The following is a 26,375-nucleotide window of genomic DNA, read 5'->3' on the forward strand; positions in this document are numbered from 1 at the left end:
CCCTCCTTGAAACAAGCCGAGTTTAGGGACTGCCGACACGGCTCTTCGACCCGTCCCCAGTGGTGAGCTTCCCCACACGGAGCGTGATGCGAGCTTGCACGACCCGCGAAATCCCTTGTCGCACCACGGTACGCAGGACTCCTCCCGGAAACCCTAGCCCTCCGCTGTGGTCAAGGTCTCTGTGAGAGCGTGCTGCGGACCACTCCGATTCTTTGTGGAGTCCCTACGAATGGCCCAATGATTCTTTGCCCCCGGCCGAACCCTTGTCCCGCGGTTTACCCGTTAGTAGCGTTCGCGCTGTACCGAACGTACTTCGGGTAACAAGAGCACGGCTCGAAAGTGGGTGGGGACCGGTGATACGCAGGCCGGTGGCGTTCGTCGTGGCGGTCGTCCTCTTGGCCGAGGCCTTCGGCGTGGCGATCCTGAACTGGATCATGGGCACTCTCGTCGGCGCGCAGAACATGTCGCTGGCCGGTCTGGACCCGCACGCGATGTCGGTGTCCTCGAAGATCGGCGGGATCGTCTTCGGCCTCTACTTCGCGCTGTGCGCGCTGGTCGCCCTGCTGGTCGCGGTGCGCGACCGGCAGCCCGCCGGGCTCGGGCGTGTCCTGCTGATCAGCGCCGCCGTCGTGCACGGCCTGCTGGGCGCGGCCGCCTGGGCGCTGATCGGCACGCCCCAGTTCCTCTTCATGATCGTGATGCTCGGGCTGATCGTGCTCGTGCTGGTGACCTACGACGGACGGCGCAAGCCGGTCGCGGCGGAGCCGCACGACACGCGGGGCCCGGGTGGCCCCGAGGGGCCGGAGCGTCCCCGCGGGACCGACGGCTCGCCGCTCACGCCTCCGCCGGCGCCCACAGTTCCGTGATGCCGACGCCCAGGCCGGCCAGCAGTCGGCGCAGCAGGGGCAGGCTGAGGCCGATCACATTGCCGTGGTCGCCGTCGATCCCCTCGATGAACGGGGCCGAACGGCCGTCCAGGGTGAACGCCCCCGCGACGTAGAGGGGTTCGCCGGAGGCGACGTAGGCGGCGATCTCCTCGTCGGTCGGCTCGCCGAAGCGGACGACGGTGGAGGCGACCGCGGACACGTACCGGCCGCTCGCCGTGTCGTAGACGCAGTGGCCGGTCTGCAGGGTGCCCGCGCGCCCGCGCATGGCCTTCCAGCGGGCCGTCGCCTCCTCGGCGTCGGCCGGTTTGCCGAGCGCCTCGCCGTCCAGGTCGAGCACCGAGTCGCAGCCGATCACCAGCGCACCCTTGACCTCGGGCTTCGCGGCCACGACGGAGGCCTTGGCCTCGGCGAGGGCGAGGGCCAGTTCGGCGGGGGTGGGGGCGGTGACGGCGTCCTCGTCGACCCCGCTCACGAGCACCTCGGGTGCGAGGCCGGCCTGTCGCAGCAGGCCCAGCCGGGCGGGGGACTGGGAGGCGAGCACGAGTCGGCGGCGCGGCTGATCGGTCATGCGGTCAGCGTAGTCCGATCAGCGCAGCCCGATCACGATCATGGCGAGCACCATGGCCAGCGCCAGGAAGACGCTCAGTCGCCGAAGCATGTCCTGCATGTCGCGCAGTTCCTTCGGCGGTTCGTTCTCGGGGTCGGACCACAGCATGGTTTCCAGCGTGCGGCGATTTCGTGGAGGGCGCCTGAGTACGCGTACTCAACTTCCCCAAACGGTACTGTGGTTCCATTAGCAGTCCGTGAGAGAGGTACGTGTCGTGTTCACCACCGCTTGGTCCGCCTCGCCTCAGCTCCCCGCCGAGGGCTTCACCCCCAACTGGTCCCGCGAGGGCTTCTGGCGGCAGTCCGTGCGCCAGGTCGTCCGGCTGTCGGCGGGAGGCAGGCGGGTGCGGGTGCGGCTGTCCCACGCGTACGGCACCTCGCCGGTCCGTCTCGCGGGCGCGACCATCGGCCGTACGGCCTCGGGGGCCGGTGTCGAGCCGGGATCGCTGCGAAGGCTCACGCTCGCGGACGAGATCCCCGCCCGGGGTTCCCTGGTCAGCGAGCCGGTCGAACTCGCCGTGACGGCGGGGGAGTCGGTGACGGTCACCCTGCACTTCGACGCGGCGACCGGCCCCGCGACCTTCCACGCGCAGGCGTTCACGCCCACCTACCGGGGTGCGGGCGATCTCGTGACCGAGGTGGGCGGGCAGGGCTTCGACGCGGTGAGCGAGTCCTGGTACTTCCTGGCCGCCGTCGAGACGGACGCGGGACGCACGGACGGGGTCGCGCTCTTCGGGGACTCCCTCACGGACGGGTTCGGATCCACGGTGGGCGCGGACCGGCGGTGGTCCGACGCGCTGGCCCGGCTGAGCGGACGGCCCGTGCTCAATGCCGGCATCGGCGGGAACCTGCTGCTCAACGACTCCGCGTGGTACGGGGAGAAGGGGGTGGGCCGGTTCCGGCGGGACGTGCTGGGCCTGGTCGGCGTGGACACGGTCGTCGTGCTGCTGGGGCTCAACGACATCGGGTTCAGCGAGACCGACGAGCAGCCGACGTACAAGCCGGCGCCGGTGGTGGAGGCGTCCGAACTCGTCGCCGGGCACCGGGAGTTGATACGGCAGGCCCGAGGGCTGCGGGTGATCGGATGCACCCTGCTGCCGTTCGGCGGCTCGGACCACTGGGGTGAGCACGCGGCGAAGGTGGGGCACGAGGTGAACGAGTGGGTGCGCTGCTCCGGTGAGTACGACGCGGTGGTCGACTTCGCGCGCCTGATGGCCGGCCCGGACGATCCGGACCGGCTGCACCCGGCGTACGACTTCGGCGATCACCTGCATCCGAACGATCTCGGATACGAGGTGATGGCCGAAGCGCTGTCAGCCGTCCTCCAGGACGGCTAGGCCGGCCAGTACGTGCGGGACCATGCCGTCGGCCCCGGCCGGGGCAGGCGGCGGCCCGCGATGCGTGACGGGTCGGACCACGCGGCCTTGTGCTCCTCCGCGCCGGACGGCGTGTCCGTCGCCGCCGCGGCGCGGGCCCGGACCACCGCCAGGGCGGCGGCGAGCTCCTCCGGGGTGGGGTTTCCCCGTACGACCTTGATGTTCATGACGGCTCCCGGCAGGGCTAGAGGGGGATGTTGCCGTGCTTCTTCGGAGGCAGGGACTCACGCTTGGTACGGAGCTGGCGCAGCCCCCGGACCACATGGCGGCGGGTGTCCGACGGCATGATCACGGAGTCGATGTAACCGCGCTCGGCCGCGATGTAGGGGTTGAGGAGGGCGTCCTCGTACTCCTGAATCAGCCGGGCCCGGGTCGCCTCCGCGTCCCCGGCGGCCTCGGCCTCGGCGATGGTGCGGCGGTGCAGGATGTTGACCGCGCCCTGGGCGCCCATGACGGCGATCTGGGCGGTGGGCCAGGCGAGGTTGATGTCCGCGCCGAGGTGCTTGGAGCCCATGACGTCGTAGGCGCCGCCGAAGGCCTTGCGGGTGATCACCGTGATCAGCGGGACGGTGGCCTCCGCGTAGGCGTAGATGAGCTTGGCGCCGCGGCGGATGATGCCGTCGTGCTCCTGGTCGACGCCCGGCAGGAACCCGGGGACGTCCACGAAGGTGATCACCGGGATGTTGAAGGCGTCGCAGGTGCGGACGAAGCGGGCCGCCTTCTCCGACGCGGTGATGTCGAGACAGCCGGCGAACTGCATCGGCTGGTTGGCGACGATGCCGACCGGGTGACCCTCGACACGGCCGTAGCCGGTGAGGATGTTCGGCGCGAACAGCGGCTGCGTCTCGAAGAACTCGGCGTCGTCCAGGATGTGCTCGATCACCGTGTGCATGTCGTACGGCTGGTTCGCGCTGTCCGGGACGAGCGTGTCCAGCTCGCGGTCCTCGTCGGTGATCGCGAGGTCCGCCTCCTCCGGGTAGACCGGCGGCTCGGACAGGTTGTTGGACGGCAGGTACGACAGCAGCTGCTTGACGTACTCGACGGCGTCCTTCTCGTCCCCGGCCATGTGGTGGGCCACGCCGGACACCGAGTTGTGGGTGCGGGCACCGCCCAGCTCCTCGAAGCCGACGTCCTCGCCGGTGACCGTCTTGATGACGTCCGGTCCTGTGATGAACATGTGCGAGGTCTGGTCGACCATCACCGTGAAGTCGGTGATCGCCGGCGAGTACACCGCTCCACCGGCACACGGCCCCACGACCAGGCTGATCTGCGGGATGACCCCGCTCGCGTGGGTGTTGCGGCGGAAGATCTCGCCGTACGCGCCCAGCGAGGCCACGCCCTCCTGGATACGGGCGCCGCCGGAGTCGTTGATGCCGATGACCGGGCAACCGGTCTTCAGCGCGAAGTCCATCACCTTGACGATCTTCTGCCCGTAGACCTCGCCCAGCGCACCGCCGAACACGGTGAAGTCCTGGGAGAACACGGCGACGGGGCGGCCGTCGACCGTGCCGTACCCGGTGACGACACCGTCGCCGTACGGACGGTTCTTCTCGAGCCCGAAGTTGGTGGAGCGGTGCCGGGCGAACTCGTCCAACTCCACGAAGGAGCCTTCGTCGAGGAGCAGGTCGATGCGCTCACGGGCCGTCAACTTGCCCTTGGCGTGCTGCTTCTCGACGGCACGTTCGGAGCCGGCGTGCGTCGCCTCGTCAATACGACGCTGGAGATCCGCGAGCTTGCCCGCGGTGGTGTGGATGTCGATCTCTTCCGGCTCGGACATCGGTCTCGCGGCTCCCTGCCTGCTCAAAAGGGGGGACGGTTACTCATCCGTAGAGTAGTGGTGCCCCTAGGAATCAGCAGTGCGGCGTTTCACACACCTAGGGTGGCTTGCATGACGCCGCGAGATGTTTCAGGAGACGACAGCCGGTGGTCGGACCTCGACCGGCCGCCTCTCAACGCCGCCGCGCTGCGCCGCGGGCTGGTGCGGGAGGGCGGGCTGTGGTCCGGGATCGAGGTGCTGGCCGGCACCGGCTCCACCAACTCCGACCTGGTCGCCCGCGCCGCCGCGGGCAGGGTGACCGAGGGCGCGGTCCTCGTCGCCGAGGAGCAGACGGCGGGGCGGGGCCGCCTGGACCGCCGGTGGACGGCACCGCCGCGCTCGGGCCTGTTCTTCTCGGTCCTGCTGACACCGACGGACGTGCCGGTGGCGCGCTGGGGCTGGCTGCCCCTGCTCACGGGGGTCGCGGTGGCGACGGGCCTGTCCCGGTCGGCCGGCGTGGACACGGCCCTCAAGTGGCCCAACGACCTCCTGGTCACCGTGGGCGGCGAGGAACGCAAGGCCGGCGGGATCCTCGCCGAACGGGCGGGCGACGACGGCGTCGTCATCGGCGTCGGCATCAACGTCACCCTCAAGGAGGACGAGCTGCCCGTCCCCACCGCGGGTTCGCTGGCCCTGGCCGGAGCGGTGAGCACCGACCGGGACCCCCTGCTGCGGGCCGTCCTGCGCTCCCTGGAGGAGTGGTACGACCGCTGGCGGGCGGCGGCGGGCGACCCGACGGCGAGCGACCTCCAGGAGACGTACGCGGCGGGGTGCGCGACGCTGGGAAGACGGGTACGGGCGGAGCTGCCGGGAGACCGCTCACTGGTCGGCGAGGCGGTGGCGGTGGACGGAGACGGCCGCCTGGTGATCGCGACGGAGGAGGGCGTACAGGAACCGGTGGGTGCGGGAGACATCGTGCACCTGCGACCTGCGTGAGCTGCACCCAGGACAAGCCACCCACGGTCTCCCCGCTCCACTTGGCGGAGCGGGGACGTGAGCTACCGCACACCTGCCGTACAGTTGAGGCCGGTCGATACCTGACCGTGACAGATCGGAAGGGCAGCAGGCGTGACCGCAGACGACACGGGCTCCGGCGCGGACGCGACCCCGCACCCGCTCGCCGTGCGTCTCGAACAGCTCATCCTCGGCGCCGAGCGGCGTTACACCCCCTTTCAGGCGGCCCGCACCGCCGGCGTCTCCATGGAGCTGGCCACCCGCTTCTGGCGGGCGATGGGCTTCGCCGACGTCGGCCAGGCCAAGGCGTTCACCGAGGCGGACGTCCTCGCGCTGCGCCGGCTCGCCGGTCTCGTCGAGGCGGGGCTGCTGAGCGAGGCCATGGCCGTACAGGTGGCGCGGTCCACCGGGCAGACCACCGCCCGGCTCGCCGAGTGGCAGATCGACTCCTTCCTGGAGGGCCTGACCGACCCCCCGGAACCGGGCATGACCCGCACCGAGGTGACGTACCCGATCATCGAGCTGCTCCTGCCCGAGCTGGAGGAGTTCCTTGTCTACGTCTGGCGCCGCCAGCTCTCCGCCTCCGCGGGGCGGGTCGTGCAGGCCGCCGACGACGAGGAGATGGTCGACCGGCGGCTGTGCGTCGGCTTCGCCGACCTCGTCGGATTCACGCGGCTGACCCGCCGTATGGAGGAGGAGGAGCTCGGCGAACTCGTCGAGGCCTTCGAGACCACCGCCGCGGACCTGGTGGCGGCCAGGGGCGGGCGGCTCATCAAGACCCTCGGCGACGAGGTGCTGTACGCGGCCGACGACGCCGCGGTGGCCGCCGAGATCGCCCTGCGGCTGATCGAGACCATGGCGAACGACGAGACCATGCCGGAGCTGCGCGTCGGCATCGCCTTCGGCACGGTGACCACCCGTATGGGTGACGTCTTCGGGACGACGGTGAACCTCGCCTCCCGGCTGACCTCGATAGCTCCCCGTGACGCCGTCCTCGTCGACTCCGCCTTCGCGGAGGAGCTGATCCGGCACGGCGAGGCGCCCGCCTCCGAGGCGGAGGCGGCCGAGGCCGCGGCCACCGCCGAGAAGGAGGGCGAGGAGCCGCCGACCTACCGCTTCGGGCTCCAGCCGATGTGGCAGCGGCCGGTCCGCGGCCTCGGCGTCGTCGAGCCCTGGCTGCTGACCCGCAGGGACGTGGCGCCCTAGCCGCTCTGCTGCACGCACAGGCCGATGATCGGCACGCACAGGCCCGGCGCGGGCCGGGTCGTGTGGGTGGGCTGGGGTGCCGGTGTCGATGCCGGCGGGGGCGTGGTCCGGGACGGTTGCGGGGCGGCGGTCGTCGCCGGTGCGTGCGGCGCCCGGGACGCGGTGGTCGCCGTGGGGGTCGGTGCCGGTGCCTGGGTGTTCGGCGCCTCCGGGATCGTCGTGGGGGCCGCCGCGAGCGGCAGGGGGAGCGCGGTCGCGGACCCGGCCGGGGCCGGGGAGGTGCCCGGTGTCGCGGTCGCGGACACTCCGCCCATCGCCGTGGTCGACGAGGGGCTCGGTTGCGGGACGGAGCCCACGGTCGCCGCCGCGTTCGTCGCCCGGTCCGTGCCGGGGCCGGTGTCGATGTCCGTGTCCGTGCCCGGGGCGGCCTGCGGGTCCGCCTCCGTGGCCCCGAAGCCGCCCACGGCCGCGTCGGGGGCCAGCCGTACGAGACTCAGGGCGCCGGCGGCCAGGGCGAGGCCGCCGGCCGCGAGCAGGACCTTGCGGGGGCGGGGCTTGCGGTGGCGGCCGCGCGGCCCGAACAGGCGGGTGCCGCCGTCCTCCGCCAGGCCTGTCGTCGTCATCGTCGTCGCCGTCATGCTTCCTCCCCTGGGTGCCCGCGCCCCCTGTGCGCCATGGCGGGGCGCACGTTATGCGCTGCCGTGGGCGGTGGAGGGGGAGTTGAGCGGGATGTCACTCGAACGGGGTGTCGGGTGGATCGGCGGGAACCTTTCGCGGCGGGGTCGGGGCTGCGATGATCGGAGCGTTCTTGTTAACCCGCGTTAACCGGGAGGGTGTCATGGGCGAGGAGCGGTTCGGGGAGTTCGTGGTGGTGCGGCGGCATGAGGAGGGGCATGTCGCCGAGCTGGTTCTCGACCGGCCCAAGGCGATGAACGCGGTCTCCACGGAGATGGCCCGGTCCGTCGCCGCCGCCTGTGCCGCGCTGGGCGGTGACCAGGGGGTACGGGTGGTCGTGGTGACCTCCACGCACGAGCGGGCCTTCTGCGTGGGGGCCGACCTGAAGGAGCGGAACTCCTTCAGCGACGCGGATCTGCTGCGGCAGCGGCCGGTGACCCGGGGGGCGTACACGGGCGTGCTGGAGCTGCCCGTGCCGACGATCGCCGCGGTGCACGGGTTCGCGTTGGGCGGGGGGTTCGAGCTGGCGCTGTCCTGCGACCTGATCGTGGCCGACCGCACGGCGGTGGTGGGGCTGCCGGAGGTGTCGGTGGGGGTGATCCCCGGAGGCGGGGGGACGCAGTTGCTGCCGCGGCGGGTGGGGGCGGCCCGGGCCGCTGAACTGATCTTCACGGCGCGACGGCTGGAGGCGGAGGAGGCGCAGCGGCTGGGGCTCGTGGATCAGCTCGTGGAGGCCGGGGAGGACCGCACGGAGGCGCTGGCGCTGGCCGGTCGCATCGCCGCGAACTCGCCCGTGGGACTGCGGGCGGCCAAGCGGGCGCTGCGGCTCGGGCAGGGGCTGGATCTCAGGGCCGGCCTCGAGGTGGAGGACGCGGCGTGGCGGACGGTGGCGTTCTCGGGCGACCGCGCGGAGGGGGTGGCGGCGTTCAACGAACGGCGGGCGCCGCGGTGGCCCGGTCAGTGACGGTGCCTCCGGCGGTGGTGCGGGTGGGGTCGTCGTTCGGCTGCGGGTTCGGTGGGGGCGGGCGTCTTGCGCAGTTCCCCGCGCCCCTGACGCCTGCGGCGCAGCTGCGGCCCCGGTGGGGGGTCTGTAACGGACGCCGGCCGCTGCGGGCGGACACCCCCGCCCCGTCCCCTTCGCGCCGTACGCGGCTACCGGTCCGCCGTGTCGCGGGTGACTGCAACCCCCTAGGGGCGCGGGGAACTGCGCGACCAGCCCCCACGCGCCCGCACCCGCCCGCCAACCCGCCCCGGCACCCCCGAAGGCGCCCGGCCCAGGTCCAGCACAGCGGCCCCGCGGGGAACTGCGCGACCAGCCCCCACGCACCCGCACCCGCCCGGTAGCCCGTCCCGTTCCCGAACGGCCCAACCGCACCCCGGTCCCCGCCCGAATCCTCCCTAACCTGGACTGATGGGTGAGGACATCCGGCTGGCCGCGGTCGTCGCGTTGGCTCAGGGCATGGCGGCGGCCCACGGCTCGCGGGAGGCGTGGCGGGCCGCCGCCGCCGGGGCGTGCCGTGCGCTCGGGGGGAGCTTCGCCGCGCTGTCCGTGTGGGAGCGGGAGCTCGGTCGGCTCAGGGTGCTGGTGAACGTGGGCGACCGGGCCGCGGGCGAGGAGGAGTTCCCCGAGAACGAGGCCTACCCCGTGCACCAGTTCCCGGAGATCACCGAGTTCCTGCACGAGCGTTGGGCCGGGGGCGGGGAGCCCAACGCGTGGGTCGAGACGGCGGAGGGTCCGGCGGCCGGAGGGCGGCCCGGATATGTGCACCAGCGTGTCGCCGCGCTGCGCAGGAGGGGCCGCGGGAGCTGTGTCGTCGCCCCCATCGTGCTGAACGGGCGGGCCTGGGGGGAGCTGTATGTCGCCCGGCCCGCCGGCGCCCCCGTCTTCGGGCGGGAGGACGCCGACTTCGCCACCGTGCTGGCCGCCGTCGTCGCCGCCGGAATCGCCCAGGCGGAGCGGCTGGAGGAGGCGAGACGGCTGGCCTTCACGGACGCGCTGACCGGGCTCGCCAACCGCCGTGCCGTGGACGCGCGGCTCGACGAGGCCGTCGACCGGCACAAGAGGGACGGCGTCGTCGTCAGTCTCGTCGTCTGTGATCTCAACGGGCTGAAGCGGGTCAACGACACCCGCGGGCACGCCGTGGGCGACCGGCTGCTGGAACGTTTCGGGTCGGTTCTGTCGCTGTGCGGGGCCATGCTGCCGGGAGCCCTGGCCGCGCGGCTCGGCGGGGACGAATTCTGCCTGCTCGCGGTCGGGCCGTCCGCCGACGACGTCGTCAGCGCCGCCGACGAACTCTGCCGGCGGGCCGGGGAGCTGGAGCTGGGCGAGGGCGTGGCGTGCGGGGTCGCCTCCACCGCGGATCCCATCGGCCCCGTCCGCTCGGCCCGGCGGCTCTTCCGGCTCGCCGATGCCGCGCAGTACCGGGCCAAGGCCGAGCGTGCCCGAAGGCCCGTCGTCGCGGGGCGGGGCGGGCCGGACGATCCCGTCGTACGGCTGGCCGATGCCGCCCCCTCCACCCAGTCGGCCGAGCGGCGGACGTTCCGGGGACGGCGGCCCTGAGGGGGGCGTGGTGGTAAGGGGTGTACCCCCGACCCACTAGTGACATCCCGGAATTCAATGCGTACGCTCCTGAATATGGATATGCACACTGTGGTGGTGGGGACGTCCGGGGTCACCGCGTCCGACGTCCTTGCCGTGGCGCGGGACGGTGCCCGTGTCGAGCTCTCCGAGGAGGCGGTCGCCGCCCTCGCCGCGGCCCGCGGGATCGTCGACGCCCTCGCGGCCAAGCCCGAGCCCGTCTACGGCGTCAGCACCGGCTTCGGCGCCCTCGCGACCCGGCACATCAGCCAGGAGCTCCGGGGCCGGCTGCAGCGCAACATCGTCCGCTCGCACGCCGCGGGCATGGGAGCGCGGGTCGAGCGGGAGGTCGTACGGGCGCTGATGTTCCTGCGGCTCAAGACCGTCTGCTCCGGACACACGGGAGTGCGGCCCGAGGTCGCGCAGACCATGGCCGACGTGCTCAACGCCGGGATCACCCCGGTCGTCCACGAGTACGGGTCGCTCGGCTGCTCCGGTGACCTCGCGCCGCTGTCCCACTGCGCCCTCACGCTCATGGGGGAGGGGGACGCCGAGGGACCGGACGGGGTCGTACGGCCCGCCGGGGAACTGCTCGCCGAGCACGGGATCGCGCCCGTCGAACTGCGGGAGAAGGAGGGGCTCGCCCTCCTCAACGGCACCGACGGCATGCTCGGGATGCTGGTCATGGCCCTCGCCGACCTGGACATGCTCTACAAGTCCGCCGACATCACCGCCGCCCTCTCGCTGGAGGCCCTGCTCGGCACCGACAAGGTGCTCGCTCCCGAGCTGCACGCCATCCGGCCGCACCCGGGGCAGGGCGCCTCCGCCGCCAACATGCTGGCCGTGCTGAAGGGTTCGGAGCTCACCGGCCACCACCAGGACGACGCGCCGCGCGTGCAGGACGCCTACTCCGTGCGCTGCGCCCCGCAGGTCGCCGGGGCCGGGCGGGACACCCTGGCCCACGCACGGCTGGTCGCCGAGCGGGAGTTGGCCTCCGCGGTCGACAACCCCGTGGTGCTGCCCGACGGGCGGGTGGAGTCCAACGGCAACTTCCACGGCGCGCCCGTCGCTTATGTCCTCGACTTCCTCGCCATCGCCGTCGCCGACCTCGCGTCGATCGCCGAGCGGCGCACCGACCGGCTGCTGGACAAGAACCGGTCCCACGGGCTGCCGCCGTTCCTGGCCGACGACGCCGGAGTGGACTCCGGGCTGATGATCGCCCAGTACACCCAGGCCGCGCTGGTCAGCGAGTTGAAGCGGCTGGCCGTCCCCGCCTCCGCGGACTCGATCCCCTCGTCCGCGATGCAGGAGGACCACGTCTCCATGGGGTGGTCGGCCGCCCGCAAGCTGCGCACCGCCGTCGACAACCTCACCCGGGTCCTCGCCGTCGAGCTGTACGCCGCCTCGCGCGCCGTCGAGCTGCGCGAGGGCCTGAGCCCGGCGCCGGCGACCCAGGCCGCCATCACCGCCGTACGCAAGGCGGGTGTCGAGGGTCCCGGCCCCGACCGGTTCCTGGCGCCGGACCTCGCGGCGGCCGACGCGTTCGTGCGCGAGGGGCGGCTGGTCGAGGCGGTGGAGACGGTCACCGGGCCGTTGCGGTGAGGGGGACGGGCCCTGCCGTACGACGACGGCGGGGCCCGTGGTGCTACTTCAGCTTGCCCACCTGGGCGTCGATCACCGCGAGCGGGACGGCGGACGTCCCGCCGCTCTCGATCGAGGCGAAGTCGACCGAGTAGTACGTGGAGACGATGGTGCCGACGCGCACCACCTCGACGGTGAAGGAGCCTGTGCCCTCGCCGTCCATGTCGGCGTCCAGGACGAAGGCCACCGACTCGTCACCCTTGCCGGAGGCCTTGCCCGCGGCGACCTTGGTGATCTTCATCTTCTCGCCCTGGGCCGTGATGCCGAACCCGCCGGAGCAGGCGGCGATCCCCGAGGAGACGGCATCGAGGGCCTTCTCCGCGCCGTCGCCCTCGTACGACGAGAGGCCCACGCTGGTCATGGTGACCTCGAAGGAGTTCCCGAGCCGTTCCTCCGACGTGACGGTGTTGCTCGCGCCGGCGTCCGTGTCGCCCGGGGGGAGGCCGGTCAGGGCGTGGGCGAGGGGGGCGCACGCGGCCTTGTCCGTCGTCAGCTCGCTCCGGGACTTCGGCAGGGTGTCGTCGGCGTCGGAGACCTTGTCCCTGGGCAGGTCGCTCTGCACGAGCAGCAGCTTCTCCAAGGCGGCCGCGCTGAGGGCCTTCGCGGCCGCGGCCGTGCTCGGCACGGAGGAGGCGCCGGCCTCCTTGGACGCCCCGGTCTCCTTCGCGTCGTCGTCCGAACCGCCGCCGCAGCCCGTGACGAGGGCGAGCGACAGTACGCCCAGGGCCGCCGTGGCGCCTATGCGCGCCCGCGATGATCTCTTCATGGGCGGACTATGAAGGTCTCGCCAAGAAAGCGTCAAGCGCGCCTAAAAGCCCAGGCGTTCCCGACGTACCGAATAGACGACGAAGCCCGCACCCAGCGTGAGGAAGAGGGTGCCGCCGACGACGTACGGCGTGGTGTCGAAGCTGCCGGTGTCGGCGAGCCGGGCGACGTCCGTGGACGTCTCCGTGCTCGTGGTGGTGACCCGCGCCTGCGTCGTGGCCTGCGGGGACGGCTCGGTTCTCGCCGGGGTGTCCTGGGTCGCGTTGGCGGACGGGACGAACCACAGGGCACCCAGCAGGGTCCCCGCGGCGGTGGCGGTCAGCAACGGACGACGAACGGATGACACGGAATATCGATCCCCTTGTGGTGCTGGCGAATTGGCCGTGTGGGGCGATGTTAGTGAAAGGCGCGGGTCACGGGAAAGTCACGGGAGACATGGGCTTTACGCTCCGGGCATGAGCACTGAAGAGACATCACGTTTTGTACGGCTTCGGGTGGAACTCATCGTCGAGGTCGACGACCAGGACGCCGTGACCCGGGCCGCGCTGGCGCGGATCGCGGAGGATCCGGACGTGCCGGACGACGAGCGGGCGCATGCCGAGGGCGCTGTGACGGAAGACACTGCGGAGGCCCTCGCGTATCTCGTGGACCCGTTCGACCTGGTCGGGGAGGTGCCCGGGGTCGAACTGGCCCAGGCCTCCTGGAGCAGCGAGCGCATCGACTACGACCCGGATTCGCCGGACTGGGACCTCGACGAGGATGATGTGGAGGAAGACGAGGAAGAAGAGGTCGTCGGCTGAGCGCGCTGGGAAAATCGTGACCCCGGGCGGCAACCGCCGTCCGGGGTTTCGTCGTCTCAGGGGTCGCACGGACCGACAGACGCACCTGCCGCCACAGCGGACGTGGTGTGCCCCACACCTTCCGAGAAGGTGGAACGGGACGAACCGGTCGTAGCGTTTAGGTGTATTGACGGGGACTCTCGGGATTTCGGGGTTTCTGGGATTCGGCAACGATGGAGAAGCGTGTGATGACGGTCAGTAAGCGGCGCAGGGGCCTGACGGTCGCGTCCGCTCTGCTCGGCGGGGTGCTGGTGCTCTCGGCCTGTTCCGGTGGCGACGACTCTTCGTCGGGCGGCGGCGGCAGCGACACCTCGCAGGCCAAGGCCGACGAGGCGGCGGCCAAGAAGAGCTCCCAGGCCGAGATCAAGATCACGCCCAAGGACGGCACGGACAACGCCTCCATCAACAACTCGGCCGCCGTCACCGTGAGCAAGGGCACGCTCACGGACGTGACGATGACGACCTCCGACGGCACGAAGGTCGCCGGCGAGCTGTCCGCCGACAAGACGAGCTGGAAGCCCGACACCCAGCTCGAGCGCTCCACGACCTACAAGGTCGCCGCGGAGGCGAAGGACTCCGAGGGCCTCGTCGCCCACGAGAACGCCTCGTTCACGACGGTCTCCCCGGCCAACAGCTTCATAGGCAACTTCACGCCGGAGAACGGATCGACCGTCGGCGTGGGCATGCCGGTGTCGATCAACTTCGACAAGGCGATCACCAACAAGGCGGCCGTCCAGAAGGGCATCACCGTCTCCTCCAGCAGCGGTCAGGAGGTCGTCGGCCACTGGTTCAACGCCAACCGCATCGACTTCCGCCCCGAGGACTACTGGAAGGAGAACTCCACCGTCACGCTGAAGCTCGCGCTCGACGGTGTCGAGGGTGCCTCCGGTGTCTACGGCGTCCAGCAGAAGACGGTCACCTTCAAGATCGGCCGCAACCAGGTCTCGTACGTCGACGCCAAGACCAAGCAGATGAAGATCACGCACAACGGCACGACGATCAAGACCATCCCGATCTCGGCCGGTTCGCCGGAGAACAAGACGTACGAAGGCATCATGGTGATGTCCGAGAAGTTCAAGGAGACGCGCATGAACGGCGCGACCGTGGGCTTCACCGACGACGACGGCAAGGGCGAGTACGACATCAAGGACGTGCCGCACGCCATCCGGCTCACCAACTCCGGCACCTTCGTGCACGGCAACTACTGGGGCGCCAAGTCCGTCTTCGGCAACGTGAACACCAGCCACGGCTGTGTGGGCCTGTCGGACACCAAGGGCGCCAACGACACCGGCACGCCGGGCTACTGGTTCTACACCAACTCGATCGTCGGTGACGTGGTGGTCGTGAAGAACACCGGCGACAAGACGGTGGCCCCGGACAACGGCCTCAACGGCTGGAACCTGAGCTGGGCGGACTGGAAGGCGGGGTCGGCGATCTGACCGCCCCCACCGACTGACGCGAGAAGGCGGTCACCCTGCGGGGGTGACCGCCTTCCGTGTTCGTTCCCGCGGCCGCGCTAGGCGTCCGGGCCGAGTGAGGCGAGGTCGTAGGCGTTGCTGATGCTGCTGTACCCGTCCGACGTCAGATTGACGTGATCACCGGAGTCGAAGTCGGCGGGAGCGCTGTCGCTGCCAAGCTTCAGGGCCTGCGGGTCGGCCGTACTGGCCGTGTCGGTGACCGCCACGACCGACTCCGCGTCCACATAAGTGACGGTGGGGGAGGTGAAGTCGAGTTGGTCGGTGATCCAGGTGTTGGTGTCGATGCGGTTCTGGTCGACGGCCGCGGTGCAGGGACTGTAGCCGTCACAGGGGGTCAGTGTGGTGAAGACGACCTTGATCCCCCATCCCCTGAGCTGGTCGCGCAGGAGGCCGAGGGCGTTGTCGATGTCCACGTCGTCGTGGCCCGCGACGATGTCCTCCAGGCCCTGGGTGACCACGACTGTGCGGATGCCGGGGACGGAGAGGACATCTCGGTCCAGGCGGGTCAGCGCCGCGCGGCCGCCGGCTCCTGCCCCCTGGTCGGTGCCCAGGTAGTTGTTCTCGATACCCGAAGCCACCACACCGTAGACCGGGATGCCGTCGGTGTTGTTGACCAGTCGGTACGCCAGCCACTGGTTGAAGCGTGAGGTCGTGTAGCCCGCGGTCGTGCCCGTGGTGCGGGTGTCGACGAGACCGTCGCCGAGGACGGAGACGGTGGGCCGGTGGTCGGTGGTGGTGACGTCGATGCCGGTCAGGATGTCGGCGAAGCGGCCCGATTCCGTGCCGGTGCCCGTGAAGGCCGTGTTCGCGGTGTCCGTGGTGTGGTCGCCGCTGCCGACCGCGCTCACGTAGCCGACGGTGTCCGTGGCCGCCCAGGGGTGCATGACCAGGTAGTTCACCTGGTTCACCAGGTGGATGCTGGTCGTGATCACCCCGCGTGGCGCGACCGTCATGGGGATCGGGTCGCTGTAGAGCTCGCCGCCCTCCGGGATCACCACTGACCTGTCTCCGCCGAAGGTGACGTCCACCGGTGGGGATGCCAGGGTGGCGCCGTTGCCGTACGGGGCGACCGTCACGTGGTCGAGGGTCAGTGGATCGGTGCCCAGGGCGTTGGACAGGCGCAGCCGCACCGCATCACCGCCCGCGCTTGCCATGGTGACCTCGCGGAAGGTCTGGTTGCTGAAGGCGCCCATATCGGAGAAGTGGAACCGTTCCTCGGTGGGCGCGCTCCAACTGCCGGTCCAGGCAGCGCCGTTCGGGGCGCTCGTGGTGTCGCGGACGGACATGCCGATGATGTGAAGTCCCGGCACGTACTTGCGGGCGGCGTCGGCCAGGTCGGGCAGCGTCACCGAGTCGACGGCGGCGCCCGCCTTCAGGGGGACGGCGAAAGCATAGATGTTCGTGCTCCGGGTCTCCTGGGTGCTTGGCGTGTTGCGGTGGAGCAGGGTGACGGCCGCCAGGGTGTCCGAGCCGTAGACCCAGTCGGGCATGGCCAGGTAGTACGGCTGCGCTGTGCCGTCCCCGTAGGTGATGGAGCCTGTCGGAGTGACGCAGTCCTCGTAGGTGGCGTTGCCCAGGCTGCAGTCGGTCGCCGCGATGCTGGTGCCGTCCGGAACGACGGGGCTGGTGGTGTCACCGCTCTGATGCTGGGAGCCGATCATGCCGTAGGTGGAGAAGCCGAGGAAGACGAGGGCCCGGCCGCTCGTACCGTTCATCTGGATGGTCTGGTTGGCGGCCATCACGTTGTCGCCGCCGCTGGAACCCCAGTTGGGCAGGGTGAAGGACGCGCCGTCCACGGTGATCTTCCCGCCGGGCTGCCAGCCGGCTGCCTTGAGGTCCTGGAGGGAGAGCGTGGCGCCGACTCCGTCCGCGTCCGCCGTGCTGCGGTTGCTGTCGTCGGTGGTGGCGGTGTTGTCGAAGGCGGCTTGCAGGCTGGCGTAGCTCTTCGTGGCGTGGCCGAGCGCGGTGAACTCGTACTGCTGCTGGGAGGAGACGTTGCCCGCGGAGTCGACCGCGTAGACGTAGAGGGTGTGGGTGCCGGGCGCCGCCGGGGTGACCGTGATGGTGGCCTTGTTGCTGACCGCCGTCTTGGTCTGCGAGGACGGGGTGTTGGACGTGGGCGGGGCGGCGTCGAGGCCGTACAGGAACTTGGCGGCGTTGTTGCCGTTGGTGCCGGGGTCCACCGAGACGGTGAAGTTGCCCGGGGTGCCGGCGGCGGTCGTGCCGGGCTGGTCCTCCGGGTAGAGGCTGTCCGAGCTGGTCACGGTGGGTTGGGCGGGGCTGTGCAGATCGACGGTGAAGTGGCAGGTCGCCGAGGTGGCGGAAGTGTCCTTGCCGTCGCTGGAGGTGGCCTTCCAGCTCACGACGCTGCCGTCGGCCAGCCCACTCATGAACGTGGAGGGCAACTGCTTGGGCGCGTTGGCGCCGCTGGCGACTGTGGCGCTGGTGGTCGTGGTCGCCGAGCCGCTGCCCACCCAATACGCGTAGGTGGCGGCCAGGGCGTCCTTGTCGGCGTCGCTCACCTTGGCGTTGAGGGTGGGCGGGGTGGTGGCGAGGGTCTTGCCGACGATCGGGTACGGGGTGGCGGTGCCGCAGCCGAGCGAGGTGGAGCCGACCTTGGTGGCCAGGGTGCCGGGTTTGGCCGGCACGTGGTTGTACTCGATGGACATCGACGGGTTGTTGTCGAACCGCTTGAAGTAATTGCCGTCACCGCTGCCGCTGTGGCTGTTGACCAGGGCGAAGGTCCAGCTCTTCCAGTGCGCGGCGGCGCCCTTGGCGATCGTGGAGGTCACCGAGAAGCCGCCCGAGGGCTCGCTCGTGCAGGCCGGGCCGAAGCTCTTGGTGGCCAGCTTGCTGGTCAGGGACGGTTTGGTGGTCCAGGAGGTGGACGAGCTGATCGCGCCGGACCAGTAGAGGTAGACGTCCGAGGAGAGACTGCAGCTCGCGGAGTAGTTCTCCTTGGTGTCGACCGTGGCGGAGACGATGTGCGAGTCGTAGACGGCGGAGGGCACCGCCAGTTGGAAGTACGAGCGTTCGCCGCCGATGCAGCCCGACCAGCTGTTGTAGCCGACGCCCGGGTCGCCGTACTGGGTGGAGTCGTAGTTCTTCGCGGTGGGGCAGCCCTGCTGGGTCTCGACGTAGTGCTGCTTGGCGCCGCTGGCGTAGTGCGGGTTCCAGGTCGGGTCGATGTAGACCGGGAACCTGGTGTGTGCGTCCGTGAGCAGCTTGGGGTCGGGGGTCAGGGAGAGGGTGTGACCGTGCAACCTTCCCTTGACGCGGGCGACATGAGCCTTGGGGGCGGGTGCCTCGGAGGTGGCACCGGCCCCTGTGGAGTCCCACATCGATGGTTGCGGAGCGCTGAAGAGGACCTGTCCGTCCGGGGTGGTCGCGGCGAGGTTGCCGTGGCCGTCGTCGGCGACGGTGAGGCCGTTGGCCTGGGTGGTGAGGGCGAGTCGGGCGAGCCCGGGGTCGGCCGCGGCCTGCGCGTTCTTGACGACGAGGACCTCGGACCAGCCGCCCTGGGTGTCGGCGGTGACCCGGAGGTCCACGTCGGGCAGCACGTCGGGGTAGGTCAGGCTCGCGCCGGAGGCGTGGGGGGCGGGCAGAGCGCCCGGCCAGGACAGGGCGAGAGATGCCTTGCCCTTGGTCATGGTGGCGAGAGGGGCCGCACCGCCGCCGGAGAGGGAGAGAGGCTCGGCTGAGGCCTTCGGGCTCCATGTGCCGTCGGCGTTGCGCTGCAGGGTGGCGTCGACCGGTACCCAGTGGTGAGCCCTGCGGACCCGGACGGGCAGCAGGCTGGAGTCGTAGGTGACCGTTCCGGACGGGTTCGCCGTCGTGGTCGCCGTCTCGGTGGTCAGGGCGTCGACCCGGGTCGGCTTGCCGGTCGCTGTGGCCTGCTGCTGAGCGACCGCGAGTGCCGACTCCTCGGAGGACGTCAGGCCGTAGTCGTCGGACGGCCGCAGTGAGCCGGTCGGTTTCGGCGGCTCCGTATGGTCCGTCGGCGCCGGAGTCAGGTCGGGCAGGCTCGTGTTCGCATCCGCGACGGAGCCTGGCCCGGAATCGGCCGACGCCGGCTGAGCGGCCAGCGAAGTCAGACAGAGTGCGCCGGCCGCGGCGAGGACGAGGAATGAGCCCGGTATTCGCGGACTCTTTCTGAATGGAATGCCGGATGGAAACCGGCGGGAACGGTCGGACATCTGCCCCCCTGTTTTGAGTCCGAGACAAAGTGCCGTGGGCGCGAGGGACGCTACCCGTAATCATGCCGAGGCGACAACGGGACAAGAGGCAAAGGCGTGCAGCCGCGTATCCACCCTTGTGTTGATGACGTGTGCAATTTTGCTGTGTGGTGGGCTGGATGAGGATGTTGTTGAGCAATCGACCGTGTTGGTGCGGAAGTTGATGCATTCGTCCATCAAGTTTGGTCGAACGGGGGGCGATACGTGGCGATCTCTATACCTGTTCTAGATGTGTGCGGGCTGTGACGGGAGGGTCTCGGCCTGTTCCAATATCTCTCGACAGCCGTGCTGGAATGGGGGGCCGCAGTGCGTCGGAATTCTCGGTTGCGGATTTACAGAAAGACCATGGGGATACGTAGGGCGCCCGCCCTCTGGATCGTCGCGATCAGTGCCCTTGGTCTCCTTGTGGGAATTCTGTCGCCAACGGCCGCCGCCGCTGTCGGGCAACGGTCCAACTATCTCGTCAAGGCCGCGAAAGAACGGCCCGTGCCCGTTGCACCGGTCAAGGGCAGGGCCGTGAAGGTTCCGCGGATGGCCCGCTGGAGCGCCGCCCGGGCGCACAAGAGCTGGCCCGCCAAGGGCACGGCCGAGTTGGCGGTTCCCGCCCGCGGCGCCGCGCGGACCGGTGAGGTGCCCGTGACCCTCGCTCCGGCGAAGGGTGCACACCGGGCCGCCGCCGGCACCCGCCTGCAGGTGTCGCTGCCCGGGCAGACGGCGGCGCAGAAACTCGGTCTGCACGGCGTGGTCCTCACCGTCCGCCCGGACCGGACCACCAGCCACGGCACTGCCCAAGTAGGCCTCGACTACTCGGAGTTCAAGGACGCCTACGGCGGCGACTGGGCCGGTCGGCTGCGCCTCGTGCAGCTTCCGGCCTGTGCTCTGACAACCCCGCGGTCCGCTGCCTGCCGTCAGCAGACCCCGTTGACCTCCACCAACGACGCCAAGACCCAGACGGTCTCCGCGCAGGTCACCACCGCACAGCCCATGGTCCTGGCGGCCGAGGCGACCGCGTCCGGCGGCGGTGGCACCTACGCGGCAACCTCCCTCGCCTCCTCGGGCCAGTGGTCGGCCGGCGGCTCGTCCGGCGCGTTCACCTACTCGTATCCGATCTCGGTACCGGACGTCCCCGGAAGCCTGACCCCGAGCATCTCGCTGGACTACAGCTCACAGACCGTCGACGGCCGCACCTCCTCGACCAACGCCCAGTCCTCCTGGATCGGCGACGGCTGGGACTACGCGCCCGGCTTCGTCGAGCGGAGCTACGCCTCCTGCTCCGACGACACCGCGAACGGCACCCCGAAGACCTCCGACGAGTGCTGGTCGGACGATGTCGACACCCTCACGCTGTCGCTGAACGGCTCGTCCAACACCCTCGTCCACGACACGACGTCGGGCTCCTGGCATCCCCAGAGCGACAACGGCGAGAAGATCGAGATCAAGACCGACACGGTCAACGGCGACAACGACAACGAGTACTTCGTCGTCACCACCGCCGACGGCGCCAAGTACTACTTCGGCCGCAACCGCCTTCCGGGCTGGACGACCGGAGCGGCCACCACCAACTCGGTGTTCACCACCCCCGTCTACGGCAACGACACCGGCGAGCCCTGCCACGCCTCCACCTTCGCCGGCTCCTGGTGCCAACAGGGCTACCGGTGGAACCTCGACTACACCGTCGACCCGCACGGCAACGCCATCAGCTACTGGTACACACCCGAGACCGGCTACTACGGCCGGGACAACACCACCACCCCGACCCCTTACTCCCGCGGCGGCTACCTCTCCAAGATCCAGTACGGGCAGTTGGACGGGAAGGCCTACGACAGCACCGCACCGCCCGCGGCCCAGGTCTTCTTCGACACCTCCGAACGCTGCCTGGCCGACTCCGGGTTCGACTGCGCGTCCTCCAAGATGACGACGGCCAACGCCTCGCACTGGCCGGACGTACCCGTCGACCAGGTCTGCCCGTCCTCGGGCACCTGCGACAACCACGGCCCGGCCTTCTTCACCACCCAACGCCTCACGGGCATCCGCACCCAGGTCCTGGTCGGTACCGTCTACAAGGACGTCGACGCCTGGACGCTCACCCACACCTTCCCGCCGACCGGTGACACCACCACCCCGTCACTCTGGCTGAGCCAGATCGTGCACACCGGCAAGGACGGCGGCAGCGCGGACCTGCCGCCGGTGAAATTCGCCGGACAGGCACTGGCCAACCGGGTCGACGGGCTGGACGGCTACCAGCCGATCACCCGATACCGGATCACCGACATCACCACCGAGTCCGGTGAGGTGATCACGGCCGACTACACCGGGCCGCAGTGCCACCGCACCGGCACCGCGGTGCTGCCGTCCAGCCAGGACGACAACAACCTCCGCTGCTATCCGCAGTACTGGACCCCGCCCGGTCAGACCTCTCCGCAGCTGGACTGGTTCAACAAGTTCGTCGTCAACTCCGTGACGGCACAGGACCCCACGGGCGACGGCCTTCCCGTCCAGACGTCGTACAAGTACATCGGCGACCCTGCCTGGCACTTCAACGACGACCCGATGACCCAAGCCAAGTACCGCACCTGGAACCAGTGGCGCGGCTACGGCACGGTCGAGACCCGCACCGGCACGTCCCCCGCGACGATCACCCTCACCCGGGAGACGTTCTTCAGGGGCATGGACGGCGACAGGACCTCCACCGGCACCCACAGCGAGACCCTCAACGACAGCGCGAACGACGATCCGCAGAAGGACTCCGACTGGCTGGCCGGCCAGGGCTTCGAGGCCCAGTCCTTCAACGGCGACGGCGGCGCTCTGCTGTCCGACGGCGTGACCGACCCGTGGAGCTCGGCGGCGACGGCCACCCAGACCCGTACGAACGCCGGCCTGGACCCGTTGGTCGCGCACATCACGAACATCAAGCGGGCCCGCACGGTCACCACCAAGGGGGACGGCACCAAGCAGACCACCGAGGTCGACTACACCATCGACCCCGCGACCGGTCTGCCCACCGCCGTGGACGACCAGGGCGACACCTCCACGTCCACCGACGACAAGTGCACCCGCACCTGGTACGTCCAGGACCCGTCGGGCGCGAACCTGCCGGTGCCGCGCCGGGTGCAGGACCTCGCCGTCTCCTGCTCGGCCACCCCGGACTACACGAAGGACCTGGTCAGTGACGACCTGACCTTCTTCGACAACTCCACGGACAACACCGCGGTGCCCACCAAGGGCGATGTGACGATGGTCCAGAAGGCCGACTCGGTCGCCGCGGACGGCACCATCCACCACATCACGGCCTTGAAGAACACCTACGACACCTACGGCCGCGAACTCACCGAGACCGACGCCGACGGCCGCACCACCACCACGGCCTACAACCCGACCACCGGCGCCGCCCCGACCTCCGTCACGGTCACCCAGCCGAAGGTCACCGGCCAGACCACGGCCTTCACCACCACGACCACCCTCGACCCGGCCCGCGGCCTGGACCTGAAGACCACCGACGCGGCCGGCTACTCCACCACCAGCACCTACGACGCGCTGGGCCGACTGACCGCCGTGTGGAACCCGGGCTTCCCCACCGACAACAACCCCAACACCAAGTTCAGTTACAACCTCTCGCCGTCGTCGCCGTCCACGGTCACCACCCAGACCCTGACCGACGCCAACGCCTACCGCACCTCCATCTCGATCTACGACGCGATGCTGCGCCCCCGCGAGACGCAGACGGCGACGGTCGACGGCGGTCGCACGATCACCGACACCGTGTACGACAGCCACGGCTGGCCGGTGAGTTCCTCCGACGCGTACTACAACACCGGCGCCCCGTCCGGTGACCTGGTGGACGCGCCCGACAACCAGACGCCGTCCCAGACCGGCACGCTCTACGACGGCGCCGGCCGCGCCACCGCCTCGATCGCCTACCACTTCGCGTCGGAGACCTGGCGCACCAGCACCGCCTACCCCGGCTCGGACCGCGTCGACGTCACCCCGCCCGCGGGTGCGACCCCCACCACGACGTACACCGACGCCCGCGGCCAACTGGTCAAGCTGCTGCGCTACCACGGCACCACCCCCACCGGCGCCGCCGACACCGTCACCTACTCCTACGACGCGGCCGGCCACCAGACCGGTCAGGACGACGGCCAGGGCCACACCTGGAGCAGCCACTACGACCTCCTGGGCCGTCGCACCTCCCAGACCGACCCCGACACCGGCAATTCGTCCTCCGCCTACGACAACGCGGGCCAGCTGCTGAGCACGACCGACGCCCGTGGCAAGACCATCAGCTACAAGTACGACGAACTGGGCCGCAAGACAGCCGAGTTCGACACCACGGGCGGTGCCGCGCAGTCCACGGCCAACGAGCTCGCGGCCTGGACCTACGACACGCTGAAGAAGGGCAGGCCGACCGCGTCCATCCGCTACGTGGGCGGCACGAGCGGATCGGCGTACGCCGAGAAGGTCCTCGGCTACGACAGCCACGGCTGGGCGCAGGCCACCGAACTCGTCGTCCCCGCGGCCGAGGGCGCCCTGGCGGGCAACTACATCCACCAGAACACGTACAACCTCACCGGCACGCTGAGGAACTACACCGACCAGGACCCGACCACCGTCAAGCTGCCGCAGGAGACCGTCTCCTACACCTACGACGCCTACGACCGGCCCACGGCCGTCGGCGGCACCACGAACAGCTGGTCCTACGTCAACAAGCTCTCCTACACGGAGTTCGACGAGCCGTACCAGTTCAGCTACGGCACCTCGGGCAACTTCGCCCAGCAGACCTTGAACTACGACGACCAGACCCACCGCCTCACGGACTCCACCACGGTCACCCAGTCGGGCGCGGCGATCGCCGACAAGACGGCGTACTCCTACCAGCCGTCCGGCAACGTCACGAAGATCAGCGACAAGCTGGAGAACGGCCAGACCGACACCCAGTGCTTCGCCTACGACTGGGCGCAGCGCCTGAAGTCCGCGTGGACGGCGACCGACGCCTGCGCGGCCACCCCGGCGCCGGGCGCCTCATCGACGGTGGGCGGCCCCTCGCCGTACTGGCAGTCCTGGACCTACGACGCCACCGGCGCCCGCACCACCCAGGTCGACCACGACCCGACCGGCGCCACCGCGAAGGACGCGACGGCCACCTACACCCCCTTCGCGGCGGGCGCGGGCCCGGCCCACGCCGTCTCCCAGGTGGACACGGTCGTGCCGGGCGACGCGACGGCGAACACCACGAGTTCCTACACCTACGACGCGGACGGCAACGTCCTCACCCGTACCACCCGCGCGGGCACCGACACGCTGACGTACGACGACGAGGGCGCCCTGGCCGACCTGTCCTCGACGGGCTCGGCGGGCGACACGAAGTACCTGTACGACGCCGACGGCACCCTGCTGCTGCGCCGCGGCCCCGACGCCACCACCCTCTACACGGGCGACGAGGAGATCACCCTCAAGTCCGGTGCAGCCGCCGCCGACGGGGTGCGCTACATCTCCCTCGCCGGCGAGACCGTGGCCACCCACTCCTCCGACGGCACCTTCTCCTACCTCGTCCCGGACCGCCAGGGCACCGGCACCCTCCAGATCGACTCGCAGACCCAGCAGGTCGTACGCCGCCAGTACAAGCCCTTCGGTGAGACCCGCGACCAGTCCTCCGGGACATGGATCGGCCAACGCGGTTACGTCGGAGGCACCGAGGACGACGACACCGGCCTGACCCACCTCGGCGCCCGCGAGTACGACCCCACCATCGGCCGCTTCCTCAGCCCCGACCCGCTGCTGGACCCCGGCTCCCCGCAGACCTGGAACGCCTACGACTACGCCGGCGACTCCCCGGTCACCGAGTCCGACCCCTCCGGCCTGTGCATGGCGGACCAGTGCGGTGTCGGCTACCCGATCGGCGGCACCGGCACCAGCAAGAGCAACCCGACCCGGTACGTCACGACCGGCCCGGTCGATCCGGGCGGCAGCAACACCGCGTACTGCCACCACGGCAACTGCACCGACGGCCACAAGCTCGGCGAAGGCACGGGCGCGGGTGGCGGAAACATCAACAACAAGACGTACGACCGTCAGGCCGAGGTGAAGGCGGCGCAGCGGGCCAAGGCGACCGCGAACGCGGCTGCCGCGGCGGCGAAGAAGCAGGTGTCCGGCTTCAAGCACCAGCTGCTGAGCCTGGTCGCGGACGTCATCGGCCTGACCGACGCCTACAACTGCTTCACCAAGGGCGACGTGATGGGCTGTGTGAACACGGCCCTGACGGCGGTCCCTTGGGGCAAGGTCTTCAAGGCCATCAAGGTCGGGGTCGAGGCCTTCAAGATCTGGCGTGCCCTTGATCGTGCGTATACAGCGGTGAAGGACGCGGAGGAGGCCGCGAGGGTGGCCGAGGACGCGGTACGGGCGGAGAAGGCGTTCGCCGAGGCGGAGAACGCCGGTGCCGACGCGGTCGAGGGAGTGGGCTGCTCACTGCACAGTTTCGTCCCAGGCACCAGGGTCGAGATGGGGGACGGCACGGCGAGACCGATCAGCAAGATCAAGATCGGCGACACGGTCCTGGCGACAGACCCGCAGACGGGCGTGACGGCTCCGGAGGAGGTCCAGCAGGTCATCGTCACGAAGACCGACAAGGACTTCACGACCCTGACCCTGGACACGACCCCGACCCGCGGTCCGCCTCATAGGCCTCACGCTGCGCCTCACCAAACCCTCACCACCACCTGGCACCACCCCTTCTGGGACGTCACTCACCACCGCTGGACCGACGCCCATGACCTGACCCCGGGCACGAGGCTCCGCACAGCGTCCGGCGCGACGGTCACGGTGGACCAGGTCCACAATTTCCACCAGCAGGAGACCACGTACGACCTGACGGTCGGCACCTTGCACACCTACTACGTGCTCGCAGGGGCTACGTCGATCCTCGTTCACAACTGCGAGACCACTCTCACCGCTCGACAGGCGAGCCTGATACGTCCAGGCCCGCACGCGGACGAATCCGTGGCCGCGACTGGTGCGGAAGTAACGGGTGCACAGTCCGAGGCGATGCAGGGGTTGCCCTGCCACTCCTGCGGCAGCACCGCGGAGGGGGAGACCATGGTCGGGGACCACCAGCCTGCCACCGGGCTGAACCCCGGCGCCGATCAGCGGCTCTATCCGCAGTGTCCTTCCTGCAGCGGTGACCAGTCCAGAGCGGTCCTCCGGGCGCAGAAGCTCATGCGTGATCACTTCAATATGCCCGACCCGGGGGCAGCGGGATATCACGATAAGCTCCTTTCGATCCTTGACGACCACATCAGTGGCTAGTCACTGATGAATGGAGCGAG

Annotated in this window: 18 protein-coding genes; 10 read left to right on the forward strand and 8 right to left on the reverse strand. The window is 70.2% G+C overall.

Annotation, left to right across the window (positions count from 1 at the left end; genetic code table 11):
* The first annotated feature begins 353 nt into the window (after nt 1–353).
* On the forward strand, nt 354–866 hold the full coding sequence (locus tag ABZ098_RS08385) for a hypothetical protein (RefSeq protein WP_356588499.1): 513 nt from the start codon (nt 354–356) through the stop codon (nt 864–866).
* Here ABZ098_RS08385 and ABZ098_RS08390 read toward each other — a convergent pair.
* Nucleotides 835–1,455, reverse strand: coding sequence for a nucleoside triphosphate pyrophosphatase (locus tag ABZ098_RS08390; RefSeq protein WP_356588501.1), 621 nt, complete (start codon nt 1,453–1,455; stop codon nt 835–837). The genes ABZ098_RS08385 and ABZ098_RS08390 overlap by 32 nt on opposite strands.
* Nucleotides 1,456–1,473: 18 nt before the next feature.
* Nucleotides 1,474–1,602 carry a hypothetical protein gene (locus ABZ098_RS08395; protein WP_086724589.1) on the reverse strand — a complete coding sequence of 43 codons (129 nt, stop codon included), beginning with the start codon at nt 1,600–1,602 and terminating at the stop codon, nt 1,474–1,476.
* A gap of 106 nt (nt 1,603–1,708) precedes the next feature.
* Between ABZ098_RS08395 and ABZ098_RS08400 the strand changes: the two genes are divergently transcribed.
* On the forward strand, nt 1,709–2,830 hold the full coding sequence (locus ABZ098_RS08400) for an SGNH/GDSL hydrolase family protein (protein ID WP_356588503.1): 1,122 nt from the start codon (nt 1,709–1,711) through the stop codon (nt 2,828–2,830).
* On the opposite strand, the gene ABZ098_RS08405 is transcribed toward ABZ098_RS08400, so the two are convergent.
* A complete protein-coding gene (locus ABZ098_RS08405; protein WP_356588505.1) occupies nt 2,827–3,036 on the reverse strand; it encodes an acyl-CoA carboxylase subunit epsilon in 210 nt (69 codons plus the stop codon). The two genes, ABZ098_RS08400 and ABZ098_RS08405, sit on opposite strands and share 4 nt — an antisense overlap.
* A gap of 17 nt (nt 3,037–3,053) precedes the next feature.
* Complete coding sequence (locus tag ABZ098_RS08410) at nt 3,054–4,646, reverse strand: acyl-CoA carboxylase subunit beta (RefSeq protein WP_356588507.1); 1,593 nt, start codon at nt 4,644–4,646, stop codon at nt 3,054–3,056.
* 111 nt (nt 4,647–4,757) lie between these two features.
* On the opposite strand from ABZ098_RS08410, the gene ABZ098_RS08415 reads away from it, so the two are divergent.
* Nucleotides 4,758–5,621, forward strand: a complete 864-nt coding sequence (locus ABZ098_RS08415; RefSeq protein ID WP_356588509.1) for a biotin--[acetyl-CoA-carboxylase] ligase — start codon at nt 4,758–4,760, stop codon at nt 5,619–5,621.
* A 132-nt stretch (nt 5,622–5,753) separates the two neighbouring features.
* Nucleotides 5,754–6,845 carry an adenylate/guanylate cyclase domain-containing protein gene (locus ABZ098_RS08420; protein ID WP_356588511.1) on the forward strand — a complete coding sequence of 364 codons (1,092 nt, stop codon included), beginning with the start codon at nt 5,754–5,756 and terminating at the stop codon, nt 6,843–6,845.
* Here the strand turns inward: ABZ098_RS08420 and ABZ098_RS08425 are convergent.
* Nucleotides 6,842–7,483 (reverse strand): hypothetical protein, encoded by a 642-nt coding sequence (locus tag ABZ098_RS08425; RefSeq protein WP_356588513.1) that lies wholly within the window; start codon nt 7,481–7,483, stop codon nt 6,842–6,844. The genes ABZ098_RS08420 and ABZ098_RS08425 overlap by 4 nt on opposite strands.
* A gap of 200 nt (nt 7,484–7,683) precedes the next feature.
* Between ABZ098_RS08425 and ABZ098_RS08430 the strand changes: the two genes are divergently transcribed.
* The 3 genes from ABZ098_RS08430 (at nt 7,684) to hutH (ending at nt 11,700) form a co-directional block, all read left to right on the forward strand.
* Nucleotides 7,684–8,484, forward strand: a complete 801-nt coding sequence (locus tag ABZ098_RS08430) for an enoyl-CoA hydratase-related protein (RefSeq protein WP_356588515.1) — start codon at nt 7,684–7,686, stop codon at nt 8,482–8,484.
* Between the two features lie 447 nt (nt 8,485–8,931).
* Nucleotides 8,932–10,080: a GGDEF domain-containing protein gene (locus ABZ098_RS08435; protein ID WP_356588517.1), complete on the forward strand. Its 1,149-nt coding sequence runs from the start codon at nt 8,932–8,934 to the stop codon at nt 10,078–10,080.
* A gap of 81 nt (nt 10,081–10,161) precedes the next feature.
* Nucleotides 10,162–11,700, forward strand: coding sequence for a histidine ammonia-lyase (hutH, locus tag ABZ098_RS08440; RefSeq protein ID WP_356589365.1), 1,539 nt, complete (start codon nt 10,162–10,164; stop codon nt 11,698–11,700).
* A 43-nt stretch (nt 11,701–11,743) separates the two neighbouring features.
* Here the strand turns inward: hutH and ABZ098_RS08445 are convergent, their stop codons facing one another.
* Together ABZ098_RS08445 and ABZ098_RS08450 are read right to left on the reverse strand one after the other, a co-directional pair.
* Nucleotides 11,744–12,505, reverse strand: a complete 762-nt coding sequence (locus tag ABZ098_RS08445; protein ID WP_356588519.1) for a hypothetical protein — start codon at nt 12,503–12,505, stop codon at nt 11,744–11,746.
* A gap of 42 nt (nt 12,506–12,547) precedes the next feature.
* Nucleotides 12,548–12,850 carry a hypothetical protein gene (locus ABZ098_RS08450; RefSeq protein WP_356588521.1) on the reverse strand — a complete coding sequence of 101 codons (303 nt, stop codon included), beginning with the start codon at nt 12,848–12,850 and terminating at the stop codon, nt 12,548–12,550.
* Between the two features lie 109 nt (nt 12,851–12,959).
* On the opposite strand from ABZ098_RS08450, the gene ABZ098_RS08455 reads away from it, so the two are divergent.
* Nucleotides 12,960–13,304, forward strand: a complete 345-nt coding sequence (locus ABZ098_RS08455) for a hypothetical protein (RefSeq protein ID WP_356588523.1) — start codon at nt 12,960–12,962, stop codon at nt 13,302–13,304.
* Between the two features lie 212 nt (nt 13,305–13,516).
* Nucleotides 13,517–14,782 carry an Ig-like domain-containing protein gene (locus ABZ098_RS08460; protein ID WP_356588525.1) on the forward strand — a complete coding sequence of 422 codons (1,266 nt, stop codon included), beginning with the start codon at nt 13,517–13,519 and terminating at the stop codon, nt 14,780–14,782.
* Nucleotides 14,783–14,859: 77 nt separating this feature from the next.
* Here the strand turns inward: ABZ098_RS08460 and ABZ098_RS08465 are convergent, their stop codons facing one another.
* Nucleotides 14,860–19,017, reverse strand: a complete 4,158-nt coding sequence (locus tag ABZ098_RS08465) for a hypothetical protein (protein ID WP_356588527.1) — start codon at nt 19,015–19,017, stop codon at nt 14,860–14,862.
* Between the two features lie 525 nt (nt 19,018–19,542).
* On the opposite strand from ABZ098_RS08465, the gene ABZ098_RS08470 reads away from it, so the two are divergent.
* The gene (locus ABZ098_RS08470) at nt 19,543–26,355 is read left to right on the forward strand and encodes an RHS repeat-associated core domain-containing protein (protein ID WP_356588529.1); all 6,813 of its coding nucleotides are present in this window, start codon (nt 19,543–19,545) and stop codon (nt 26,353–26,355) included.
* Nucleotides 26,356–26,375 lie beyond the last annotated feature (20 nt).

Origin of the sequence: Streptomyces sp. NPDC006335, from assembly GCF_040612795.1 — a bacterium.
Classification (GTDB): Bacteria; Actinomycetota; Actinomycetes; order Streptomycetales; family Streptomycetaceae; genus Streptomyces.

What these genes read in the sequence shown, in the direction of transcription:
- ABZ098_RS08390 (WP_356588501.1), bottom strand. Translation starts at nt 1,455, where the DNA reads ATGACCGATCAGCCGCGCCGCCGACTCGTGCTCGCCTCCCAGTCCCCC.
- ABZ098_RS08395 (WP_086724589.1), bottom strand. Translation starts at nt 1,602, where the DNA reads ATGCTGTGGTCCGACCCCGAGAACGAACCGCCGAAGGAACTGCGCGAC.
- ABZ098_RS08405 (WP_356588505.1), bottom strand. Translation starts at nt 3,036, where the DNA reads ATGAACATCAAGGTCGTACGGGGAAACCCCACCCCGGAGGAGCTCGCC.
- ABZ098_RS08410 (WP_356588507.1), bottom strand. Translation starts at nt 4,646, where the DNA reads ATGTCCGAGCCGGAAGAGATCGACATCCACACCACCGCGGGCAAGCTC.
- ABZ098_RS08415 (WP_356588509.1), top strand. Translation starts at nt 4,758, where the DNA reads ATGACGCCGCGAGATGTTTCAGGAGACGACAGCCGGTGGTCGGACCTC.
- ABZ098_RS08425 (WP_356588513.1), bottom strand. Translation starts at nt 7,483, where the DNA reads ATGACGGCGACGACGATGACGACGACAGGCCTGGCGGAGGACGGCGGC.
- ABZ098_RS08430 (WP_356588515.1), top strand. Translation starts at nt 7,684, where the DNA reads ATGGGCGAGGAGCGGTTCGGGGAGTTCGTGGTGGTGCGGCGGCATGAG.
- ABZ098_RS08435 (WP_356588517.1), top strand. Translation starts at nt 8,932, where the DNA reads ATGGGTGAGGACATCCGGCTGGCCGCGGTCGTCGCGTTGGCTCAGGGC.
- hutH (WP_356589365.1), top strand. Translation starts at nt 10,162, where the DNA reads ATGCACACTGTGGTGGTGGGGACGTCCGGGGTCACCGCGTCCGACGTC.
- ABZ098_RS08445 (WP_356588519.1), bottom strand. Translation starts at nt 12,505, where the DNA reads ATGAAGAGATCATCGCGGGCGCGCATAGGCGCCACGGCGGCCCTGGGC.
- ABZ098_RS08455 (WP_356588523.1), top strand. Translation starts at nt 12,960, where the DNA reads ATGAGCACTGAAGAGACATCACGTTTTGTACGGCTTCGGGTGGAACTC.
- ABZ098_RS08460 (WP_356588525.1), top strand. Translation starts at nt 13,517, where the DNA reads ATGGAGAAGCGTGTGATGACGGTCAGTAAGCGGCGCAGGGGCCTGACG.
- ABZ098_RS08465 (WP_356588527.1), bottom strand. Translation starts at nt 19,017, where the DNA reads ATGTCCGACCGTTCCCGCCGGTTTCCATCCGGCATTCCATTCAGAAAG.